This window comes from Escherichia sp. KTE114 (assembly GCF_000407765.1).
Classification (GTDB): domain Bacteria; phylum Pseudomonadota; class Gammaproteobacteria; order Enterobacterales; family Enterobacteriaceae; genus Escherichia; species Escherichia ruysiae.
The window spans coordinates 1-18,131 of the sequence record NZ_KE136622.1; the positions used below are offsets into that span (position 1 = coordinate 1).

General features: G+C 55.1%; 26 protein-coding genes and 1 pseudogene. 4 read left to right on the forward strand and 23 right to left on the reverse strand.

The features are described 5' to 3' along the window. Positions 1–20 precede the first annotated feature (20 nt). From WC5_RS21475 to WC5_RS21435, 9 genes are all read right to left on the reverse strand, one after another. Positions 21–287: a hypothetical protein gene (locus WC5_RS21475; protein ID WP_001247862.1), complete on the reverse strand. Its 267-nt coding sequence runs from the start codon at positions 285–287 to the stop codon at positions 21–23. A 93-nt stretch (positions 288–380) separates the two neighbouring features. After that, entirely contained in the window at positions 381–815 is a 435-nt protein-coding gene (locus WC5_RS21470) for a hypothetical protein (protein ID WP_000218863.1), read from the reverse strand. A gap of 728 nt (positions 816–1,543) precedes the next feature. Continuing rightward, the gene (locus WC5_RS21465) at positions 1,544–2,044 is read right to left on the reverse strand and encodes an antirestriction protein ArdA (protein WP_000117626.1); all 501 of its coding nucleotides are present in this window, start codon (positions 2,042–2,044) and stop codon (positions 1,544–1,546) included. 462 nt (positions 2,045–2,506) lie between these two features. Beyond that, positions 2,507–3,103, reverse strand: a complete 597-nt coding sequence (locus WC5_RS21460; protein ID WP_000978012.1) for a hypothetical protein — start codon at positions 3,101–3,103, stop codon at positions 2,507–2,509. Further along, positions 3,100–3,819, reverse strand: coding sequence for a plasmid SOS inhibition protein A (locus WC5_RS21455; RefSeq protein WP_001276261.1), 720 nt, complete (start codon positions 3,817–3,819; stop codon positions 3,100–3,102). Before WC5_RS21455 ends, WC5_RS21460 begins: the two co-directional genes overlap by 4 nt. Further along, positions 3,816–4,250, reverse strand: a complete 435-nt coding sequence (psiB, locus tag WC5_RS21450) for a conjugation system SOS inhibitor PsiB (RefSeq protein ID WP_000845897.1) — start codon at positions 4,248–4,250, stop codon at positions 3,816–3,818. The genes WC5_RS21455 and psiB overlap by 4 nt, the downstream gene beginning before the upstream one ends. Before the next feature lie 54 nt (positions 4,251–4,304). Then, positions 4,305–6,263 (reverse strand): ParB/RepB/Spo0J family partition protein, encoded by a 1,959-nt coding sequence (locus WC5_RS21445; RefSeq protein WP_024192153.1) that lies wholly within the window; start codon positions 6,261–6,263, stop codon positions 4,305–4,307. Positions 6,264–6,321: 58 nt separating this feature from the next. Further along, positions 6,322–6,555, reverse strand: coding sequence for a DUF905 family protein (locus WC5_RS21440; RefSeq protein ID WP_000006012.1), 234 nt, complete (start codon positions 6,553–6,555; stop codon positions 6,322–6,324). A 57-nt stretch (positions 6,556–6,612) separates the two neighbouring features. Continuing rightward, the gene (locus WC5_RS21435; protein WP_001276116.1) at positions 6,613–7,140 is read right to left on the reverse strand and encodes a single-stranded DNA-binding protein; all 528 of its coding nucleotides are present in this window, start codon (positions 7,138–7,140) and stop codon (positions 6,613–6,615) included. A 227-nt stretch (positions 7,141–7,367) separates the two neighbouring features. Here WC5_RS21435 and WC5_RS26055 point away from each other — a divergent pair. After that, positions 7,368–7,577, forward strand: a pseudogene (locus WC5_RS26055) (hypothetical protein); the annotation flags it as partial. Here WC5_RS26055 and WC5_RS25720 read toward each other — a convergent pair. The 10 genes from WC5_RS25720 to WC5_RS21395 all read right to left on the reverse strand — a co-directional run bounded on the left by WC5_RS25720 (position 7,492) and on the right by WC5_RS21395 (position 12,890). Further along, complete coding sequence (locus tag WC5_RS25720) at positions 7,492–7,839, reverse strand: hypothetical protein (RefSeq protein ID WP_001303314.1); 348 nt, start codon at positions 7,837–7,839, stop codon at positions 7,492–7,494. The pseudogene WC5_RS26055 and the gene WC5_RS25720 sit on opposite strands and share 86 nt — an antisense overlap. Before the next feature lie 71 nt (positions 7,840–7,910). Then, positions 7,911–8,102 carry a hypothetical protein gene (locus WC5_RS21430; protein ID WP_001027495.1) on the reverse strand — a complete coding sequence of 64 codons (192 nt, stop codon included), beginning with the start codon at positions 8,100–8,102 and terminating at the stop codon, positions 7,911–7,913. Next, complete coding sequence (locus tag WC5_RS21425) at positions 8,099–8,521, reverse strand: DUF1380 family protein (RefSeq protein ID WP_016231291.1); 423 nt, start codon at positions 8,519–8,521, stop codon at positions 8,099–8,101. Before WC5_RS21425 ends, WC5_RS21430 begins: the two co-directional genes overlap by 4 nt. 46 nt (positions 8,522–8,567) lie before the next feature. Further along, complete coding sequence (locus WC5_RS21420; RefSeq protein WP_001198928.1) at positions 8,568–8,993, reverse strand: antirestriction protein; 426 nt, start codon at positions 8,991–8,993, stop codon at positions 8,568–8,570. A 418-nt stretch (positions 8,994–9,411) separates the two neighbouring features. Continuing rightward, positions 9,412–10,182: a YubG family protein gene (locus WC5_RS25095; RefSeq protein ID WP_016231293.1), complete on the reverse strand. Its 771-nt coding sequence runs from the start codon at positions 10,180–10,182 to the stop codon at positions 9,412–9,414. Between the two features lie 44 nt (positions 10,183–10,226). After that, entirely contained in the window at positions 10,227–10,661 is a 435-nt protein-coding gene (locus WC5_RS21410) for a DUF1380 family protein (RefSeq protein WP_000274499.1), read from the reverse strand. A 13-nt stretch (positions 10,662–10,674) separates the two neighbouring features. Further along, a complete protein-coding gene (locus WC5_RS21405; RefSeq protein WP_001104879.1) occupies positions 10,675–10,896 on the reverse strand; it encodes a YubE family protein in 222 nt (73 codons plus the stop codon). Next, on the reverse strand, positions 10,897–11,580 hold the full coding sequence (locus tag WC5_RS21400) for a DNA methylase (RefSeq protein ID WP_000086135.1): 684 nt from the start codon (positions 11,578–11,580) through the stop codon (positions 10,897–10,899). It abuts the gene before it with no gap. A 75-nt stretch (positions 11,581–11,655) separates the two neighbouring features. Continuing rightward, positions 11,656–11,967 (reverse strand): hypothetical protein, encoded by a 312-nt coding sequence (locus WC5_RS24570; protein WP_032143956.1) that lies wholly within the window; start codon positions 11,965–11,967, stop codon positions 11,656–11,658. Next, positions 11,964–12,890 carry a DUF1281 domain-containing protein gene (locus WC5_RS21395; protein WP_001545746.1) on the reverse strand — a complete coding sequence of 309 codons (927 nt, stop codon included), beginning with the start codon at positions 12,888–12,890 and terminating at the stop codon, positions 11,964–11,966. Before WC5_RS21395 ends, WC5_RS24570 begins: the two co-directional genes overlap by 4 nt. Positions 12,891–13,283: 393 nt before the next feature. On the opposite strand from WC5_RS21395, the gene WC5_RS21390 reads away from it, so the two are divergent. The 3 genes from WC5_RS21390 to WC5_RS21380 are packed head-to-tail and all read left to right on the forward strand — an operon-like array spanning position 13,284 to position 15,240. Continuing rightward, entirely contained in the window at positions 13,284–13,532 is a 249-nt protein-coding gene (locus WC5_RS21390; RefSeq protein ID WP_000618110.1) for a DinI-like family protein, read from the forward strand. Beyond that, positions 13,529–13,966, forward strand: coding sequence for a translesion error-prone DNA polymerase V autoproteolytic subunit (gene umuD / locus WC5_RS21385; protein ID WP_000109071.1), 438 nt, complete (start codon positions 13,529–13,531; stop codon positions 13,964–13,966). The genes WC5_RS21390 and umuD overlap by 4 nt, the downstream gene beginning before the upstream one ends. Next, a complete protein-coding gene (locus tag WC5_RS21380) occupies positions 13,966–15,240 on the forward strand; it encodes a Y-family DNA polymerase (protein WP_000457524.1) in 1,275 nt (424 codons plus the stop codon). Before umuD ends, WC5_RS21380 begins: the two co-directional genes overlap by 1 nt. A 1-nt stretch (position 15,241) precedes the next feature. Here the strand turns inward: WC5_RS21380 and WC5_RS21375 are convergent, their stop codons facing one another. From WC5_RS21375 to WC5_RS21360, 4 genes are all read right to left on the reverse strand, one after another. After that, on the reverse strand, positions 15,242–15,658 hold the full coding sequence (locus WC5_RS21375; protein ID WP_001278818.1) for a plasmid partitioning/stability family protein: 417 nt from the start codon (positions 15,656–15,658) through the stop codon (positions 15,242–15,244). Continuing rightward, positions 15,651–16,631: a plasmid segregation protein ParM gene (locus WC5_RS21370; RefSeq protein WP_000688514.1), complete on the reverse strand. Its 981-nt coding sequence runs from the start codon at positions 16,629–16,631 to the stop codon at positions 15,651–15,653. Before WC5_RS21370 ends, WC5_RS21375 begins: the two co-directional genes overlap by 8 nt. Positions 16,632–17,044: 413 nt before the next feature. Continuing rightward, a complete protein-coding gene (locus WC5_RS21365) occupies positions 17,045–17,353 on the reverse strand; it encodes a hypothetical protein (protein ID WP_000030199.1) in 309 nt (102 codons plus the stop codon). 86 nt (positions 17,354–17,439) lie between these two features. After that, positions 17,440–18,084, reverse strand: a complete 645-nt coding sequence (locus WC5_RS21360) for a ParA family protein (protein WP_001144036.1) — start codon at positions 18,082–18,084, stop codon at positions 17,440–17,442. Positions 18,085–18,131 lie beyond the last annotated feature (47 nt).

Genomic DNA, 18,131 nt, shown 5'->3' on the forward strand with positions numbered 1-18,131 from the left:
AGGCAGACGGCAAGGGTTAATCAGTGGCAGACCCGCTCAATTTCAAGCGCGCGGAGCAGGTGGCCCCATTCGCTGACTTTCATGGCGGGGATACGTACCCGCTTCTGCTCACTGCAGCGTCTGGCGATATGACCGCTCATCGCCAGGACGTCCGGGTTAATCTCATCCTGTGCCAGCTCCTGACGTCTGAAGCGGGTATGGCGGTGCAGGGGTTTATTCTCCCGCAGGCACTCTTCACGCAGACGCTTTACATACTCGGCGGTTGCGAAGATAATTGATGGTCTCATGGCATAATCTCCATAGATAGTGATTGAGATGCCGGACTTCCTGGCGGGGAAGCGCCGGCGGAGAGAGGCAGGGTTTATCGCCCTGCCTTTTTTTCATTTCGGACAGCGACGCAGTGCCAGCGCGAGCGCTTTCATCTTCCAGCCTTCCGGCGTGCGGTACATCACCTTCCAGTAGCCGTCGATGAACACATAATGGAAGCGCACCTCTTCAGTGCTTTCAGTGGCAATAGCCTCCCTGAAAGAACGGTACTCACGCGCCTCACTGTCCATCCGGAAACCACTGTCACGTCCGTAATAAGCCGTCACACCGTCCACCGGGTTCTGAAGCGTATGCCCGGCGGGTTTGTCGCAACGGGGACCGAGGCAACGGATATCACCGTGTTCAACCAGGGCTTCGGCCTGCTGACCGGTGGCATAGTGGGTATGCAGGATGCGACCGTTCCAGGTCGGCTCCCCGTGCAGGTGGCAGTAAACGGTACGGAACACCCCGTCGCGGCAAAAAACGGAAATCGTGCTGCTGACTGTCATGAAAACGTCTCCTTCTGCTGAATCAGGTCGCCGGGCCGACCGGTTGCTCCCCGGAGGGGCGAAAGCCCCTTCTGCCGTCCACTTCTTCGGGGTTTCTCCCCGCAGTGGACCTTTCCGATGGGGCGTCCGTCACCACGTCACGGGGCAGCTGTCCGGGGGCGGACGCAAAATTTTTTGCCGGGTTTATGGCTAAAAATTTTGTGGACGGTATATCTTCCCCTGGACTGCTGAAACGGGATGTGGTTACTCCAGCCCCCGGAAAGTCCACAGCGGGAAACAGGCCGCAGGGGTGGCGGCGGAAGGGTTGACTGCGCCATCAGGCGCAGTGGCCTTACACACCGTCAGGTGTGCAGGGAGCGCCGTTTCCGGCGCGACAGGGGCGGCGCGACCGGAACGGTCGCTGTAAGCCTGGTTTTTCAGACATCGGACCGTAGCGGCAGCCCGAAACCGCGCCAGCGGGTTCGGCGGAGACTGGCGGGTGCGCCAGCAGCTGCCTGTCGGAGTCGGGCCTGACGACCGGATGCCGCCAGGCAGCCGGGAGCCGAAGGTGTCCCCGCCTCCGGAAATCAGAACAACAGAAACGACATAACAGAAAAATGCCTCACACCATGACGGGCAGGAAGGGCAGCGCCGCAGGCGCGGCCCTCCTGCATTTCAGGCAGGCGTAAGCCTGCCAGGGTTTTCCGGCGGCCTGGCAGGCCATACCCCCGCCGGAGCGGGGGAGTAAATCACCGACGGAACACATGACCGTCAATAAAGGTGAAGGAGTCCAGGAATAAATCCCGCGCATACGCCTCATAGTCAAAATAGAGCGCCACCGTCTCCGGCACGTCAGCCAGCAGGCCGGTATCACTGGCGAACTCAACCGCAAAAGCCTCCTCACTGTCAGCCTCGCCCCACCAGGCATCGCGGAAGGTGTCAAAATCCGTCTCACCGGTATCATCCACCCAGAGACGATAAGCCTCTTCGCAGCCTTCATCCCGTGCCCGGCGGAAGCCTTCAACCCAGGCCCAGTTGATATGGCATTCAGAGGCCATATTCCCCGGGAATCCCTCATAATCCTGAAACATCAGTTCAGGATCGGCTTCATCCTGGTGAAGAGCACGGCAGGCGGCGAAAAAGTCGCGCTCATCATCAAACGTGGTCAGGTCAAACCAGCGTCCGGCGATGCTTCCACAGTTGTATTTGTGCCAGGTTCCAACGTATACAGCAGGTGCAACAACAGACATTCCCGAATCCTCCATAGTCACATGTTCTGCGGCACCGGGCGGTGCCGTGCCTCCATAAAAGCCGGGCGATAAGGCGGGGATGCACAGGGCGCAAGGGAAGCCGCAGCCTGACGCACACGGCTGGCGGGAGTTGCAGGGTGAGGCCGCGAAACCTGAGCGGGCGAACGACCGGAAAATCACGGCAGACGGGAAGGAGGGACCGGGTGACCGCAGCGGCGAAGCGTACCCTTGCATCAACGCCAGCCCGGCTACGATGGAGGCACGGCACAGCCCGCACACGACGCTGAGGCCACATAGCTGAAAACCCACAAGGCCATGCCCCGCATGGCCGGGTAAAAGCGGAGCCGCCGGCGACTTCCTTATTCCGGCGAGTGCAGAGGACACGCCGCATGACCTCCAGACCACCCCTGATATGAAACGATCATGATCGGCGTGTCCCTGCGTAAAATATACATGTCTGGTTCACCGGAGAATATCTGTGATATCCACAAGTTTTCTGTCGCACAGCCAGTCCTGCGCTTCACGCACCACGCTACTGTCGGGTTTCACCGCTTTCAGCGATGATGCCAGTCGCTTGATCAACATAACCAGTTCCCGTGTCTGTATGTCCGGCATTGTCTCCGGCGGAGCAGAGGGACTCTCATTTCCGACGCCCATCCCATGCGCTTCCAGTGTGGCACGGACAAACCAGGCGGCATCGACCAGTTGCTGGCGAATCCAGGTCAGATCGGCATTTCTGTCACGGGCTGCCATTCGCTCACCCGACAGCGCCTTGCTGATATGGCTGCGCACCAGATTATCCAGGAGTTCCTGCGCTTCTTCCGGTGAAAAGCCACCTGGTATCTCTGTGCGCAACAGTCCTTTCCTGTACAGTAGCTGCAGCAGATCAATCTGCGACCGCACTGCAACTATCAGTACATAACGGACAATATTCGCACTGGCGGTGGTTTCTGTATCATTCAGCAGTTCCTCCGGATCATTACCACCGGTATTGCAGAGCAACGGCAACAGAGGTCGCATCCACACGGGAACCTGATATTGTTCGTCTGATTTCATCATATTGCGTTCTCCAGCTTGTTCGGGATCATCCACTGCTCAAGTGCACGTACCTGTACCGGTGCACCACGACCGGCCTCACCGGCTTCAAAAATCAGCCGCCAGAGTGGTTCCTCCTGCCAGAAAAACCGGTCAAATGATGACAGTGATGGAAAACGCCCGCACCACCCCCAGAAAATCGTTTCCAGATCATGCTCCTCAACAACACCAGACCAGCGGGACAACCAGCTTCCGACCGTGGCGGGAGTATGAAACGCAAGGTCAATCTGCGCCTGAGCAAAACATGTCTGGTATTCCAGTTCCCGTCGTTCTGCCTCACGTTCCCGCTGGCGGCTGTATTTCTGCTCTGTCAGCGTGGTTTTCTGACGACGCCGCTCACCTTCACGAAAAGGAACGGACGGGAACAGACGATGCCCCGCATCGGATGGCAGGGGAAGAACACAGACTTCACCAAAACTTTCAATCAGTTTATCCACGGCAGCCAGCCACAGGAGACGGTTGCCATGAAATTCCTCCTTCGTCAGCGCAGGAGCAAAAAAGCGGAGATCGGTCAGCGAAATCCGGCGACTGCCATTCAGGCAGCGAAAGAAAGCGCTGGCATAAGGCCATGCTGAAAGTGTGCGTCCCTGACGACGACGTTGTTCGGTGACAGCCACAGCCTGCATGGCGGCCTGTTGCTCTGCGCTGAGGGGGATCAGTGCCCGTGAACGTGCGCTCATGCCTGACCTCCTTCTGCCATCAGGATATGGATGATGTCGTTAACACTGTACCCCTGCGCATCAAGTGTCGCGGCAAGCGCCAGCGTGTGACTGATAGCGACAGGCGTGAAGATATGTTGCACCTGAACGACGGCAAAAGGCTGTCCACCACAATTCACCAGAACCAGCATCCAGAGCTGAGAGACGTCTCCCGGCGAACATAATGCCAGGTGGAAACGTTCGTGGGCTGGCGTGAAACGAACCTGGACGGGGAAAAAGCCCCCGAACTCACTGCCATACTCGCCATTCATCATCCAGTTAGCCGGTGCGTCCACTTCACGCATCACCTCGTGAGTGAGATTACGGCGCATATCGCTTCCCGCAGCACGGATATCTTCATATTCCTGTGCGTTCATGGACTGCAGGGCATTCAGGGTCAGTTCAGTTTTCATCACGGTATCTCCCTTGCTGCCGCCCCGTCTCCGGCGGGGCGGTGTGGTTGTTCATCAGGCGGCATCAGCCAGGTTATCGGTGCGTTCAGTGGCATCTGTCTGTGGATGTGGTGCACACATCCAGCCTGGAACCCAGCGGTTGTCTTTCATATGGTGCTCTGCATGTTCAGCCGCATCACCTTTCTTCATCTTCTCCGCGTCCCGTGCGGCACCGGACAGTCCGGCGTCATTCAGGGCTGCGATAATCTGCGGCTTTTTCAGGTGTCCGAAGAAGTTTGCTTTTGTCGGCTGCCACCAGTCGCGCATGTGAAAGCCGATGGCGGTTTCCAGCGAGTCCAGCGGACTGCGTGACGTGTGACCACACTCACGGGTCTGAACGCCGTGGATGCTGCATGCAGTGCAGAAACTGAGCAGGGATAACAGCACCTCCTGGCTGAGTGACAGGAACGTCGTCATGTCCCGTTCCCATTCATCCGGCAGCAGGGCAGCAAGGCGAAAGTGCTCTGCCATCAGCGCCATGAATGCGGTACCTTCCTTCCCTGACGGCGCAGCGCTGGTCAGTGAGTAATGCCCACATTCCAGGTAAATTCTGGCGGGACTACTGTACGCCCCGCTGCCAAACACATTCAGGCAGAGCGTCCATGCCAGCAGTGCCAGAGATTTGTCCGGTTGCTGCATGAGTGCCGCCTGGACTGCCAGCGTGCGTTCGGAAGACATTTTCGTCAGCAGTGGCAGACTGATTTCCTCCACTGATGCTTTCTCCTGCACCTGTTCCGTGCGGTCAGCGTCGTCAGCCACGTCATCCTCACTGCGCAACTGCACACCACGCTGGACACATACGTTGCCATAACACCAGGACACCACCACACCGCTTCCGGCACGTATCTCCGGCGTCCACGCCCTGACCTTCGCCATGCAGCGCATCAGCTTCATTTCTGCTTCCAGCAGGTCGGATTCCTCACACTGATTTTCCAGCGCGTCGTAACGCGTCATCAGTTCGTTCAGGCGTTCTTCTTCCGCCTCCGTCAGCACAGCTTCCGGCTCCGGCAGACTGCGGTATGTTCCGGCATCCTCAAGGCACTCACCGACAGGCTCCATGCGCCCGGCGCACCATTCCCAGCCTTCGGCTTCCCGAAGGTGTTCAGCGACAGCCTGGAGTTTTTCCAGCAGGGCGGCATCGAGCGCCACGCAGTCCACATAGCCACCCTCGTCGTCGCTGAACAAATCGGTGCGCAGTTCATCTGGCGAGAAGGCATCAGCCCCCACGAAGCGGAATTTACTGTTCCCCGCCACCGCCACTTCACTTTCGGTCACCAGACGACGAATGGTCTGCACTTCCGGTTTTCCACCCCATCCTGACTGGCAGGCGGCTTCAAACACCTGCACCTGACGCGCGGTGTCGTTCTCCAGCGCCAGCGCCTGACAGTGCTCGGTGGTGATGCGGTCTTCTGCCAGCGCATCGAGGATGACAGGCGCAAGGTCAGCCAGTTTCAGCATTCGCTGAACGTGGCGGGGTGAATAGCCCAGCAAATCACCGATTTGTGCAGGTGTTTTGCCTTCCTGCGCCATTGCGCGGAATCCGGCAATCTGTTCGGCAGGGTGCATATCCCGACGATGACCGTTTTCAGTCATTGATGCTGCAGTCGCCAGTTCCTGCGGAATAACCTTCACGCGGACAGGCCAGTCAGCCGGAAGGATGTTGCGCTCTGCCAGCATGTTGAGTGCTGCCAGTCGGCGACCGCCTGCGGCGACACCGTAACGGTCACCTGGCAGGGCATGAACAACCAGATTCTGCAGCAGGCCGACGCCCTTAATGGACTCTGCCAGTTCGCTGACGGACTCCGCAGAATACGGCACCGTGCGCACATTCAGCGGTGACTTAATCAGCGAGGCCAGCGGCACGCTCACTTCCTCCGTCTGCGCCAGCAGGGCAGACAGGACTGTTTCCTGCGCTTTTGCAGATTTACGGCTTGCTTTGCGGGTGGTTTCTGGTTCACACTTCGTTACAGGCATAATCATCCCCTTATAATTGCTTATGTCCTGCCGGACGTTCGCGCGTCCGGCACCTCTCTTACTTAAGAATCCCGAAATCCCTGATGGCATGATTCATCCAGTACCCGGCACCGTCCTCAAAATTCCAGGTACGCCAGACCAGGGCACCGTTATTGCGGACAACCAGGCGAAAATGTTCCCCGTGGTCATCCTCGATAAAGACGTTCCGGTACTGTGCGGCAACGGCTTCCGCCTGTTCGCGGGTAAAGGAGCCGTCAGGCAGCCCCTGAAGTATTCTGAAATATTCGCTCATCCTCATATCTCCGGTGATGCCCCGCGCAGGGCGGGGCGGTTATCACAGTCAGGCCAGTCAGAACGGGATATCGTCTGAAAACCCGTAATCCTCCCCCTCCGGCGGTTGCGGCTGAGGCTCGGGCTGCGCGGCCTTACGTCCACGGCCTTTCGTTTTCACGCCACCTTTTTTCGTCGCGTCAGCACTCTGTGGCTGCCCATTCTGCTGAGGCTTCGGTTGCGCCTGAGCGTTCTGCTGTGGTGCACTCCCCAGCATCTGCATGGTGCCCGTGGTCTTAACAAGAATTTCAGTGACGTAACGGGTGATACCGTTATCTTCCCAGCTACGGGTACGGAGTTGCCCCTCGATGTAGACCTGCGCGCCCTTGCGCAGATATTCACCAGCCACTTCCGCGAGCTTGCCGAACAGCACCACGCGGTGCCATTCCGTCTGCTCCCGCATCTCCCCCGTCTGTTTGTCGCGCCAGCTTTCTGACGTAGCCACCTGCAGGTTTGCCACTGCGCCCCCGTTGGGGATGTAACGGACTTCCGGATCATTGCCCAGACGCCCGACGAGGATGACCTTGTTGATACCACGTGCACTCATAAGAACCTCCTGACTGAAAGATGTGAGATAAACCGGATACCGGCGACGGGACGTTCATGTGCCCCTTCAGAGGAGCGAAAGCTCCTCCTGCCGTCCACTTCACAGGGGTTTCTCCCCGCAGTGGACCTTTCCGATGGGGGCCCGTTTACCGCCTCACGGGACAGCTGTCCGGGGGCGGACGCAAAATTTTTTGCCGGGTTCATGGCTAAAAATTTTGTGGCCGGTGCATCTCACCCTGGACAGATGGAACGGGAGGGGGTTACGTCTGCCCCCCGGAAAGTCCACAGCGGGAAACAGGCCGCAGAGGTGGCGGCAGGAGGGAAGACTGCTGCGCCATCAGGCGCAGTTTCCTCACACACCGTCAGGTGTGCAGGGAGCGCAGGTCACGGCGCGACAGGGGCGGCGCGACCGGAACGGTCGCTGCAAGCCCGGGTTTTCACGCATCGGACCGTAGCGACAGCCCGAAACCGCGCCAGCGGGTTCGGCGGAGACTGGCGGGTGCGCCAGCAGCTGCCTGTCGGAGTCGGGCCTGACGACCGGATGCCGCCAGGCAGCCGGGAGCCGAAGTGGGCGCAATAAAAGACAGCCAGAAACGGTGACAGTGTCACGGAATATCACACCTGTTCCCTGCATACAGCCATACACTACCTTCTGACCGGAAAGCCGGGCCGGCAGCGCCGCAGGCGCTGCACCCCGCATTTCCGGCAGGCGTTAGCCTGCCAGGGGTTTTCGCGCGGGCTGACAGGCGGCCTCCACCGCCTGCCCCTGTATCACCTGTTTCTGCTGCCCTGAAGGATGTAGTGACCGCCGAGGAATACAGCCTGCTGATTCGCCACAAAATCGCAGATTTCATCAACAATCTGCGCAGTGGTGAGCGGTTTCTGCCCCATTTCACGACGCCGCGCATTAATCACGGCTTTGTAATTACGCAGAATTTCGCGGGTTTCTGTGCTGATATTCATGACATGTGCTCCCCGTCCAGCGCCTGTAACACAACGTCCATTGCTTCGCGTTCTTCCCTGACGAATGCGTCACCGTCGCCCCCGTTCTCGCTCCCGACGGCATACAGGCGCTTCATTTCACTGCCTGCCAGCGCCATCACTTTTTCCAGCATCACCGCCGGAACTGTCACCTGACGGCTGGCGCGCTTTTCTTCCATCAGCTCACGAACAACGTCGTGAACAATGCTGACATCCGCACCATGCTCAAAGGCATCGTCCAGTCGCTGCATGACGGTTTCCAGCTCATCGTCTGGCAGGTTCCAGTCCTGGGCTATGTGACGCACATCCCCACGGGTCAGCACCACGGCAAAAACGCATTCACTGTCCGGCACGTCTGTATCCAGCACTTCGCGGATAATTTCTTTAACAGTACAGTACATTTTCTCGTCTCCTTTACAGGGGCGGCATTGCCGCCCCGTCCGTTAATCAGTCCAGAGCCGCGTAAATCGCGTTGCATTCAGGGTGAAATTCGATGTGACGCCACAACTGCGCATCGCGCATCCGGTAAAGCTGGGTCAGTCCTGCATCACCGCTGTCGTGGTACAGCCACAACTGGCGGTTAATCACAAGGGAAGTCAGAATGATGCCTGCGGCATCAGCACTCACGGTACGGTCAAACCAGTTTGCACCGTTCACCATGTGGAAACGGTCGCCATCCGGCATCATGTAACCGCCACCGTCCGGCAGGCGGATGAAGTGCCAGAAGCCTCCCTGATATTCCGGCATCATTTTTTGCGCCAGCGCGTACACATACGCCTCGGCATACAGAAAATCGTTGCCAAACAGATACGGTAGAAAGGAGAGACGGTCGCACTCTTCAACGTTCAGAGTGACAGGTTTCGCATATTGCATGATGTTTTCCTCCGTTGTTCACATATTCCGCGACACCGGGCGGTGCCGTGCCTCCATAAAAGCCGGGCGATAAGGCGGGGATGCACAGGGCGCAAGGGAAGCCGCAGCCTGACGCACACGGCTGGCGGGAGTTGGAGGGTGAGACCGCGAAATCTGAGCGGGTGAACGACCGGAAAATCACGGCAGACGGGAAGGAGGGACCGGGTGACCGCAGCGGCGAAGCGTACCCTTGCATCCCTGCCAGCCCGGCTAAGATGGAGGCACGGCACAGCCCGCACACGACGCTGAGGCCACATAACTGAAAAACCACAAGGCCATGCCCTGCATGGCCGGGTAAAGCGGAGCCGGCGGCGACTTCCTTTGTGCTCTGTCCGGGGACCGGCAGGAAAAAGGCGGAGATTTTTCCCCGCCAGCGTCATCATTTCCGGATTTTTGCCAGGGCATCCGCCATGCTGCGGATTTCGGCCCGGGCTTCCCGGACCACCTCCCGCAGAACACCACGGTCAAACCAGCGGCGGGGCGGTTCATCCGGTATACGCAGCACATCGCAGGCCAGCCCACTGGACAGGATATGCTCAATACAATCGCTGACCAGGTACATTTCCACCGACGAAAAACGTGCTCCCCGGTTCACGATGGCATCGAGCACCACGGGCAGGTTTTCGTCATCTTCATCGAGCCAGCAGGGGTGATCGCTTTCCTTCACAACCAGACGAAAGCGGCGCGTCTGGCGGGTCAGCAACGTCTGACCGGTGGTGGTCAGCGCCGCCCGGATACGCCGCGCATCGTCTGCCACCTGGTAACAGATGCTTCGTATTGCATCGCGCACCACCGCAAGTACAGCCCTGATTTCGTCTTCTGCCAGCCACTCACCGGCATACGGGAAAGACACCTGCGTTCCGTCTGCCGGAAGTACCGGCAGCGACTGCCACTGACTGCCGGACAGAACAAGTTCCGCCCCGGTTCCGGTCAGTTTCTGAATGGCAGAGGCCAGGTGCGGCGGCAGTACGCCGCCGTGACGGTTGATAAGTAACGTCGCCAGCCGGGGCGCATCCAGCCGCACGTAAATGCTGATCCAGCCCGGATGGTTCGGATTTCGCTGGTCAACATCCGTCTCTTCCGGCCAGCCCTGCGCCAGCAGCAGGTTACGGGCGTGGCGACAAATCAGTGCATTCAGCGTTTCGTTCATGATTCATGGTCTCCCTGAATCGCCGCCCGCAGGCGGCGATAACATCAGTCGTTTTCGCGTGTGTTGTTTTTCAGCAGGGTGCGGGCCTGATTAATCACCGCCTGACGGCGGGTGACGCATTCCGGGACGGCGAGGCCATGATCCCGGGCGGCCCATTCACGTTTCCACAATGCCTGTTCAGCGGTCTGAATCAGGGACGCCAGCAGTTCAGCAGGGACGATCACCTGGCGGTTTTCGCTCACGTTATTGATGATCTCCATCGCCACGCCGGAAGAAATACCGGATTCAGTCCGCTGGTCTTCCGGGATGTCCTCCAGGCGCGCCAGGACGGTTCTGATTTCATGATCGGACAGGGAAATATCCATTCCGTCAGCGAGGGCCTGAATCTCTTCCGGGGACCAGATAACCAGCATCAGCGGCATGTCTCCCGGATACTTTACTGCCAGCTCCCGGCATAGCGTTTCGCATGTTCCGTACATTCTCGTCTCCTTCTCAATCTTTAAAGCACGCATCCAGTTCCAGAATTTCGGTATATGCCTCCATCAGGAGGCGGTTTGCGCGAAACAGCGTCTGACGCACCAGACGTTCCGGCAGGGTGTCGGCATTAAAGCTGTACCGCTGCTCCATCTCATTCATGGTTGTACGCAGGTCGCACATGGCATTGGCCACCTCCGCCACTTCGGCGCGCAGTTTTTCGTGTCCGGCATAGTTCATTTACGCAGCCTCCGGCATAAACCAGTCATCATTCGCGGCCCCCTGCTGCATGGCCCGTTGCACGGCGGCAAGGCGTTGCTGCCCGGCACGGTGATACTGCTCAAGCAGCTCGATACCGATATACCGGCGTCCGGACTGAAGGGCGGCGACGCAGGTTGAGCCGCTGCCTGCAAACGGGTCCAGCACAATCGCGTTCGGATGTGTGAAGCTCTCAATCAGTGGTTGCAGGCTGGTAACAGGCTTTTCCGTCGGGTGATGGCGGTTGCCTGAATATTTCCAGCCCAGCACGTCCGGCAGCGGGTTTTGTGGCAGACGTGGACGGCCTTTTGCCAGGATGTAGGCACATTCGTGGCGATAGCCCACATATGCGGCCTTCGATGTGTAGTTTTTGGTGAAGACCAGGTGACCAACAACGCTGAATCCCGCATTTTTCCAGGCAGACATAAAACGATCGACGCGATTCCAGCCATAGAAGCTCACCATCAGCGCGTCTTTTTTGAGTACGCGGTACATCTCATTACAGGCCGGTTGCAGCCATTCATCGGTTTTATCGCCGGCAATGGTACGCCCCTGACGGTCACGAAAACCGACGAGGTACGGCGGGTCGGTGAGGATGAAATCAATGGCGTTATCAGGGATACGGGCCATAACATCGATGCAGTTACCGAGGACAAAACGGGACATACCAAACTCCTTCTCTTACAGAGGGCACCGGGAGGGCACCCCTGTGGTGCCCGTTCCCCGCTGCCTGTGGGCTGTTCACCGCGTCCGGTAACGGGTCAGGCCGACCGTGGAATACCGCAGCCGTCGTCTTTTTGACGGCAAGGCTATGCCGCGAAAGCGGCTTGAAGGGCGTTCATCAGAAAAGGGCGACGGGCTGGCGTACACTGTCACCGACGCCAGCCGGGAGCGGTAAAAGCGCCCGTCCCGTGCCCGCCGGACGCGGGACACTGACCACAGGCAGCGTTTATGCCGCGCCGCGTCAGCCGGCGCAGTAAAAAGAGGAGCACGGCGACATCCTTTGTCGGAAAAGAAACGGGCGGTTGCCCGCCCGTCTCCGTCATACTTCATCCGCCATAATGCGCCACATTGTCGACTATCCACGCAGGTCCGGTGACTTCCGGCAGCTCATCGTCATCTGTCGGGGAAGACCATTCCAGTTCCCCCCACAGCACATCAACGAGCTCTCCGCGCTCATACAACTGCCAGCCACAGAAATTGCAGCCCTGTTCGGCGTACCAGTGCTCCAGCGTGCAGCCGAAACGGCGGCTTAATTCTGCAACAACGTCGCTTTCCGGCTGACACCACGGCGTGTCGAAATCCACCTGAATGAAGTTTTCCCCCTGACTGCTGATATTCAGGTCATACCCACAAGGCCACTTCACGCCATACCGTTCTGTATACCAGTGATATGCAGAAGGAACACCGTTCAGAACACCGCCGTTAAAGCCATTCACTTCAATATCCAGGCGGGTCGGCAAAACCGTCAGCAGGTCAAACGGCATGGTTTTTTCCGGCAGTACGTTGTCACACAGACGATTCCACCACACCGATACATCCTCGTTACCCCAGATGTCACACCAGTCACCTCTTTTTGCGGTGAAATGCACAGTGATAGTTTCCCTGACATCATCCGGTAACCCTTCCCAGCGACGCTGTCCAGTACCGCTCTGCAGCCAGAGTTCATGCAGCATCAGGCAGTTTTGCTCATCCAGCAGTACACCGTTCTGCAGGTGTGTCAGCCAGCAGGTGAACGCGATATTTTCCGGCGATACAGCACCACGTCCGGCAGCCGTCACTCCGGGGCACTGCTCAGAGCGGATATTTTCAGTGATCTGCAGAAGTCCGGCACTTCCGGCCAGAAACAGCTGAATACCTTCATTTGTGGCGCGGCGATAAAACGGTGTGACTGCACCGCTGGCCAGTCGTTTAATCTCAGCAATCTGTGCCGGTTCACCAGAAAAATACATACGATTCGAGCACCAGTTTGGCATGGGAATTCTCCTCTCACATGCGGCCTCCATCAGGCCGTGCCGCACCTGTAACCGGGCGACCGCATACGAATGCAGGTGCGGCCCCGAAGCCGCAGCGCGTGGAGGAGGAACGACGAAACGTGACCGGGTGAGGAGGCCGGCGACAGCGACACACTTGCATCGGATGCAGCCCGGTTAACGTGCCGGCACGGCCTGGGTAACCAGGTATTTTATTCACAGAACCGTGCGCAAAATGCTGTGGATAAGCTGGACACAGCAGTCCACAGCAGGCATACAGCCACACTCTCAGAGAATTGAGCGTTTTTTAGTCACAATAATGACATTTGACTGTGTGTGGATTCAGTCATTAGAATACTGTATATACGTACAGCAAAAGAAAAGGGAGATGAGAACATGATCCGCATTGAAATTCTTTTCGACCGCCAGAGCACAAAAAACCTCAAATCAGGCACACTTCAGGCGCTACAGAATGAAATCGAACAACGTCTGAAACCACACTACCCGGAAATCTGGCTGCGTATAGACCAGGGCAGCGCCCCGTCTGTATCTGTCACAGGAGCCCGCAACGACAAGGATAAAGAACGTATCCTGTCTCTGCTGGAAGAAATCTGGCAGGACGACAGCTGGCTGCCTGCAGCATGAGTACCGTTTATCACCGTCCGGCTGACCCTTCAGGCGATGACAGTTACGTGCGACCGTTGTTTGCCGATCGTTGCCAGGCCGGTTTTCCTTCGCCTGCCACTGATTATGCTGAGCAGGAACTGGATCTGAACAGCTATTGCATCAGCAGACCTGCAGCCACCTTCTTTCTGCGCGCCAGCGGTGAATCGATGAACCAGGCTGGCGTGCAGAATGGTGATCTGCTGGTAGTGGACAGGGCCGAAAAACCACAACACGGGGACATCGTTATCGCTGAGATCGACGGTGAGTTCACCGTCAAACGACTGCTGTTGCGCCCACGCCCGGCACTGGAGCCGGTTTCAGACAGCCCGGAGTTCCGCACACTGTATCCGGAAAACATCTGTATTTTTGGTGTTGTCACTCACGTGATACACAGGACGCGGGAGTTACGCTGATGTTTGCACTGGCTGATATCAACAGTTTCTACGCCTCATGTGAAAAAGTTTTCCGCCCGGACCTTCGCAACGAACCGGTCATCGTACTCAGCAATAACGATGGCTGTGTGATCGCGCGCAGCCCGGAGGCAAAAGCCCTTGGCATCAGAATGGGGCAGCCCTGGTTTCAGGTGAGACAGATGCGCCTGGAGAAGAAAATACATGTATTTTCCAGCAATTATGCGCTGTACCACAGCATGAGCCAACGGGTTATGGCTGTTCTGGAGTCGCTTTCTCCCGCAGTTGAGCCCTACTCAATTGATGAAATGTTCATTGATTTGCGGGGGATAAATCATTGCATCTCTCCGGAGGTTTTTGGTCATCAGCTCAGGGAACAGGTAAAGAGCTGGACAGGACTCACCATGGGGGTGGGCATTGCGCCTACAAAAACGCTGGCTAAAAGTGCACAGTGGGCAACAAAGCAATGGCCACAGTTTTCCGGTGTGGTCGCGCTGACGGCAGAAAACCGTAATCGGACCTTGAAGCTACTGGGGCTGCAGCCAGTTGGTGAGGTCTGGGGAGTAGGACGCAGACTGACGGAAAAGCTGAATGCGCTGGGTATTAACACAGCACTGCAGCTGGCGCAGGCTAACACGGCATTCATCCGGAAAAACTTCAGCGTCATTCTTGAGCGTACGGTACGCGAACTCAACGGCGAGTCCTGCATATCCCTGGAAGAAGCACCACCGGCAAAACAGCAGATTGTCTGTAGTCGCAGTTTTGGTGAACGAATCACAGACAAAGATGCCATGCACCAGGCTGTTGTTCAGTATGCAGAGCGGGCCGCAGAGAAACTACGTGGGGAGCGTCAGTATTGCCGGCAGGTGACGACATTTGTACGGACATCCCCCTTTGCAGTAAAAGAACCCTGTTACAGCAATGCCGCTGTGGAAAAGCTTCCATTGCCCACACAGGACAGCCGGGACATTATTGCCGCCGCATGCAGAGCCTTAAACCATGTCTGGCGTGAAGGGTACCGCTATATGAAGGCAGGAGTCATGCTGGCTGATTTCACACCATCGGGTATAGCGCAGCCGGGATTATTTGATGAAATCCAGCCCCGTAAAAACAGTGAAAAGTTAATGAAAACACTCGATGAACTGAACCAGTCGGGAAAAGGGAAAGTGTGGTTTGCGGGGCGAGGAACCGCCCCTGAATGGCAAATGAAACGGGAAATGTTGAGTCAGTGTTATACAACTAAATGGCGAGATATTCCCCTGGCCAGGCTGGGTTAGTTCAGTCATCTCCGAACATATTTTCAGCGTTTCTTCTGGTCTGGTCTTCACCGTCATTTCTCGACAGACTCTGCTCTGTAAGAGGAGTACTGCAATCCACAGACGTATGGAGACCAGATTGTTTTTCCAGTAATTCAAGCAATTTCTTTTCAACCGAAAAAGCACCTGGTATCACGCTGGAAATCACCTTATTAATATCATCCAGAGTCGTATTTTCTGTCAGTAACTCCGATATCAGCAAAGGAAGACGTTTATCTATAGCTGCAAACGCCGCACCAGTAACTAACATCGCGCGCATGAAACGTCCCCGCTCCTTCAGTTTTTCATTTGCAATGAGCTCATCTGCTATCTTATCTCCTGTCCGTTCATCCGGGAAAAGTTCAAATGAGCAGCGTCTGGATTTATTTTCATCACTCATTAGTCACACCACCTTTCATTTTTATCATTCCCATGACTAAATCAAACTGCGGGGATGAGCTCAGATAAAAGCGCTCATCAGGAACCTTAGTCAGGTTCTTCACAGCCTCGGCCACAATTTCAGCCCCACCACCAACACACATTACATGTGTATAGTCGGTGAAACGGCTGATGACATCATTAACTCGTTTAATAAGCAACTTCTGCCGTTCATTGATAACATTAATGATAGATTCACGCTGTTCAGCATTATAAATGCGACGGGAAAGGTAGTCAGGTTCATTACGGTGCACAATGATATTGTCAGCCTGGAATGAGCTCACTCTTGTATTAGCATGTACAGCCATCTGTTCCTTAACCCCGGATGTAATCAGGGACACGCCGATATTCGGATCACACCAGGTTTTTGTAATCCCTGTCATTTTGCTACGAACATGCGACACATCAAGAGTTGTACCACCGAGATCTACGATCAAAAGGGATTCATCATCCTCAAGCCCCGCAAGAACACTGAAACCAGCGGGAATACTTTCAGGAAGAACGGAAACACTGCGAATAACAAATGCATCACTCCCCTGCACCCGTACTTCACGCATCACATTTTTTTTCTTTCTTTCAATGTTTTGCTTATTTTTCTGATTGTTGGCGTCAAGGTATTCAGAGATCGGCAATGTGACGATGACATCAACAGGCTGCGCTTTCAGGCCGGTCTGCTGTAGCGCATGCTGAATGGCCACAACATTCACATCACTGTACTGATAGCGTGTTTCAGTCGTTACGACAGCATCAGCACTTAATGGATCAAATGAAAACTTCTCGCCGTCGATCTCGTAATTAGCCGGAGCAGCATCATCCAGTAAACTAAAAGACCATTCCGGTTTAAAGCTGTTAGGGCTGATTAACGTTTTCACGTCACCATCCTCCAACCAGGCAAGTTTAATGTTGGTAGAACCATCATCAATAAAGATTTTCATAACCAGTCTCCGTTGCTCATAAACAAATAGAAAAAACAAACATGCTTCATACATGCAATGTATATTCAATTATAATGAAAAAACGGTCTTTCTGAAAGGACAAATGCAACATAAAAACACGATAAATTGCATGTACATTGTACACACAACTTTAAGACCAGAGGAAATCATAGATACAAAAACATTATGAAGGTTATATGTGATACATAAATGCAATATAAAAACATCGTGGACATCATGGTTCAGGTTAAGGGAAAAGGAATGAAATGGTGAAACTGAGAGGAAAGGAAAGCAGTGACGAATCATGTCACCATAAACAGAAAGATGTCTAATGGGGACTCTTTAGGTACGTGAAGAATCCCCATAACGCATTTAAAAGACACACATCAGATACCCTTAAGGTATCCGATAGTTTATTGACCTATTGCACCATCACGTTCAAGCTTCTCTCTTATAGCCTCAATAATATATGAGCTAAAATCCAGAGATGTTTTACTGGTCGCTTTAAGTTCCGCATGAGCTTCAAAATACGACAGCGGTATGGCCTTAAGATTCTTAGCCTTCGTCCTGGCAGCCACGGGACGACCTGAAACCTCCTCTGCACCTTCATTTGGCTGAGACGGGGCTGTTGCTGTTACGGCAGAAGAAGAAGTTTGTAATCTGGCAGAATCCACCAGGTTTTTCAGTTTTTCAGCCTGTGCACTAAATTTCGCTTTGCTCATGAGATAACCCAGGATGTTTGTTAGATACTTAAAAGATATCCATTAAAAGCCCAAAGGATACTATATGGATACCCAATAGACACACCTTACTGTTTGTTATTTTCAATCAAATGATTGATTTCTTCGATCAGGGCAATAACTTCCTTACCTCCTGCCGAATAGCGCCCATGAACAGACTCAGTGATTCCCATCCCAGTCTCAATGACATCCTCAAATTCTGCACGAGCAGAAATGCGGCTCTTCATCAGCTTCAGATGTTTGAACGATGGCAGGATTGCATCAAGCTTAGGGAATTTCTTCTTGTTAGGATTAACTTTACAGAGATACAGGTGAGCAGTTATATCGGTCCCCATGATAGAGCTGATTTCGTCCAGTACTCCATCAAAATGCATCAAACCAATACGTTCAGTCAGGGAGTCTTTTGAAGGGACAATAACGCAGTCTGCAAAGGCAATCGCAGTACGGGTAAGATCTGAGTCAAATCCCCCACAGTCAATAAGTAACGTCTTATCGCTGTTCTTGTAGGGAGTCATAATTTCGATTAACTCATCCACTGTTTTGGGTACTTTCACGGAAATTTCTTTTCCTTCAGGTCTCAGCCCCAGAATGATAGAAAGCCCGGTATGAGTATCCAGATCAACTGTATCAGACTTCATTTCACCAACAATGTTTACGGATGAAGTTGTCTTACCCACACCACCTTTGGGATGCGTATTAGCAATAACAGGCATAGTGTATCTCCAGAATCCACATGTAATACCCATAAAGACCCCATAAG

What these genes read in the sequence shown, in the direction of transcription:
- WC5_RS21420 (WP_001198928.1), bottom strand. Translation starts at nt 8,993, where the DNA reads ATGCAATATGCGAAACCTGTCACTCTGAACGTTGAAGAGTGCGACCGT.
- WC5_RS25095 (WP_016231293.1), bottom strand. Translation starts at nt 10,182, where the DNA reads ATGAACGAAACGCTGAATGCACTGATTTGTCGCCACGCCCGTAACCTG.
- WC5_RS24570 (WP_032143956.1), bottom strand. Translation starts at nt 11,967, where the DNA reads ATGAAGTATGACGGAGACGGGCGGGCAACCGCCCGTTTCTTTTCCGAC.
- WC5_RS21395 (WP_001545746.1), bottom strand. Translation starts at nt 12,890, where the DNA reads ATGCCAAACTGGTGCTCGAATCGTATGTATTTTTCTGGTGAACCGGCA.
- umuD (WP_000109071.1), top strand. Translation starts at nt 13,529, where the DNA reads ATGAGTACCGTTTATCACCGTCCGGCTGACCCTTCAGGCGATGACAGT.
- WC5_RS21440 (WP_000006012.1), bottom strand. Translation starts at nt 6,555, where the DNA reads ATGAGCGAATATTTCAGAATACTTCAGGGGCTGCCTGACGGCTCCTTT.
- WC5_RS21465 (WP_000117626.1), bottom strand. Translation starts at nt 2,044, where the DNA reads ATGTCTGTTGTTGCACCTGCTGTATACGTTGGAACCTGGCACAAATAC.
- WC5_RS25720 (WP_001303314.1), bottom strand. Translation starts at nt 7,839, where the DNA reads ATGCGGGGTGCAGCGCCTGCGGCGCTGCCGGCCCGGCTTTCCGGTCAG.
- WC5_RS21430 (WP_001027495.1), bottom strand. Translation starts at nt 8,102, where the DNA reads ATGAATATCAGCACAGAAACCCGCGAAATTCTGCGTAATTACAAAGCC.
- psiB (WP_000845897.1), bottom strand. Translation starts at nt 4,250, where the DNA reads ATGAAAACTGAACTGACCCTGAATGCCCTGCAGTCCATGAACGCACAG.
- WC5_RS21380 (WP_000457524.1), top strand. Translation starts at nt 13,966, where the DNA reads ATGTTTGCACTGGCTGATATCAACAGTTTCTACGCCTCATGTGAAAAA.
- WC5_RS21455 (WP_001276261.1), bottom strand. Translation starts at nt 3,819, where the DNA reads ATGAGCGCACGTTCACGGGCACTGATCCCCCTCAGCGCAGAGCAACAG.
- WC5_RS21410 (WP_000274499.1), bottom strand. Translation starts at nt 10,661, where the DNA reads ATGTACGGAACATGCGAAACGCTATGCCGGGAGCTGGCAGTAAAGTAT.
- WC5_RS21405 (WP_001104879.1), bottom strand. Translation starts at nt 10,896, where the DNA reads ATGAACTATGCCGGACACGAAAAACTGCGCGCCGAAGTGGCGGAGGTG.
- WC5_RS21470 (WP_000218863.1), bottom strand. Translation starts at nt 815, where the DNA reads ATGACAGTCAGCAGCACGATTTCCGTTTTTTGCCGCGACGGGGTGTTC.
- WC5_RS21390 (WP_000618110.1), top strand. Translation starts at nt 13,284, where the DNA reads ATGATCCGCATTGAAATTCTTTTCGACCGCCAGAGCACAAAAAACCTC.
- WC5_RS21475 (WP_001247862.1), bottom strand. Translation starts at nt 287, where the DNA reads ATGAGACCATCAATTATCTTCGCAACCGCCGAGTATGTAAAGCGTCTG.
- WC5_RS21435 (WP_001276116.1), bottom strand. Translation starts at nt 7,140, where the DNA reads ATGAGTGCACGTGGTATCAACAAGGTCATCCTCGTCGGGCGTCTGGGC.
- WC5_RS21400 (WP_000086135.1), bottom strand. Translation starts at nt 11,580, where the DNA reads ATGTCCCGTTTTGTCCTCGGTAACTGCATCGATGTTATGGCCCGTATC.
- WC5_RS21370 (WP_000688514.1), bottom strand. Translation starts at nt 16,631, where the DNA reads ATGAAAATCTTTATTGATGATGGTTCTACCAACATTAAACTTGCCTGG.
- WC5_RS21460 (WP_000978012.1), bottom strand. Translation starts at nt 3,103, where the DNA reads ATGATGAAATCAGACGAACAATATCAGGTTCCCGTGTGGATGCGACCT.
- WC5_RS21425 (WP_016231291.1), bottom strand. Translation starts at nt 8,521, where the DNA reads ATGTACTGTACTGTTAAAGAAATTATCCGCGAAGTGCTGGATACAGAC.
- WC5_RS21365 (WP_000030199.1), bottom strand. Translation starts at nt 17,353, where the DNA reads ATGAGCAAAGCGAAATTTAGTGCACAGGCTGAAAAACTGAAAAACCTG.
- WC5_RS21445 (WP_024192153.1), bottom strand. Translation starts at nt 6,263, where the DNA reads ATGCCTGTAACGAAGTGTGAACCAGAAACCACCCGCAAAGCAAGCCGT.
- WC5_RS21375 (WP_001278818.1), bottom strand. Translation starts at nt 15,658, where the DNA reads ATGAGTGATGAAAATAAATCCAGACGCTGCTCATTTGAACTTTTCCCG.
- WC5_RS21360 (WP_001144036.1), bottom strand. Translation starts at nt 18,084, where the DNA reads ATGCCTGTTATTGCTAATACGCATCCCAAAGGTGGTGTGGGTAAGACA.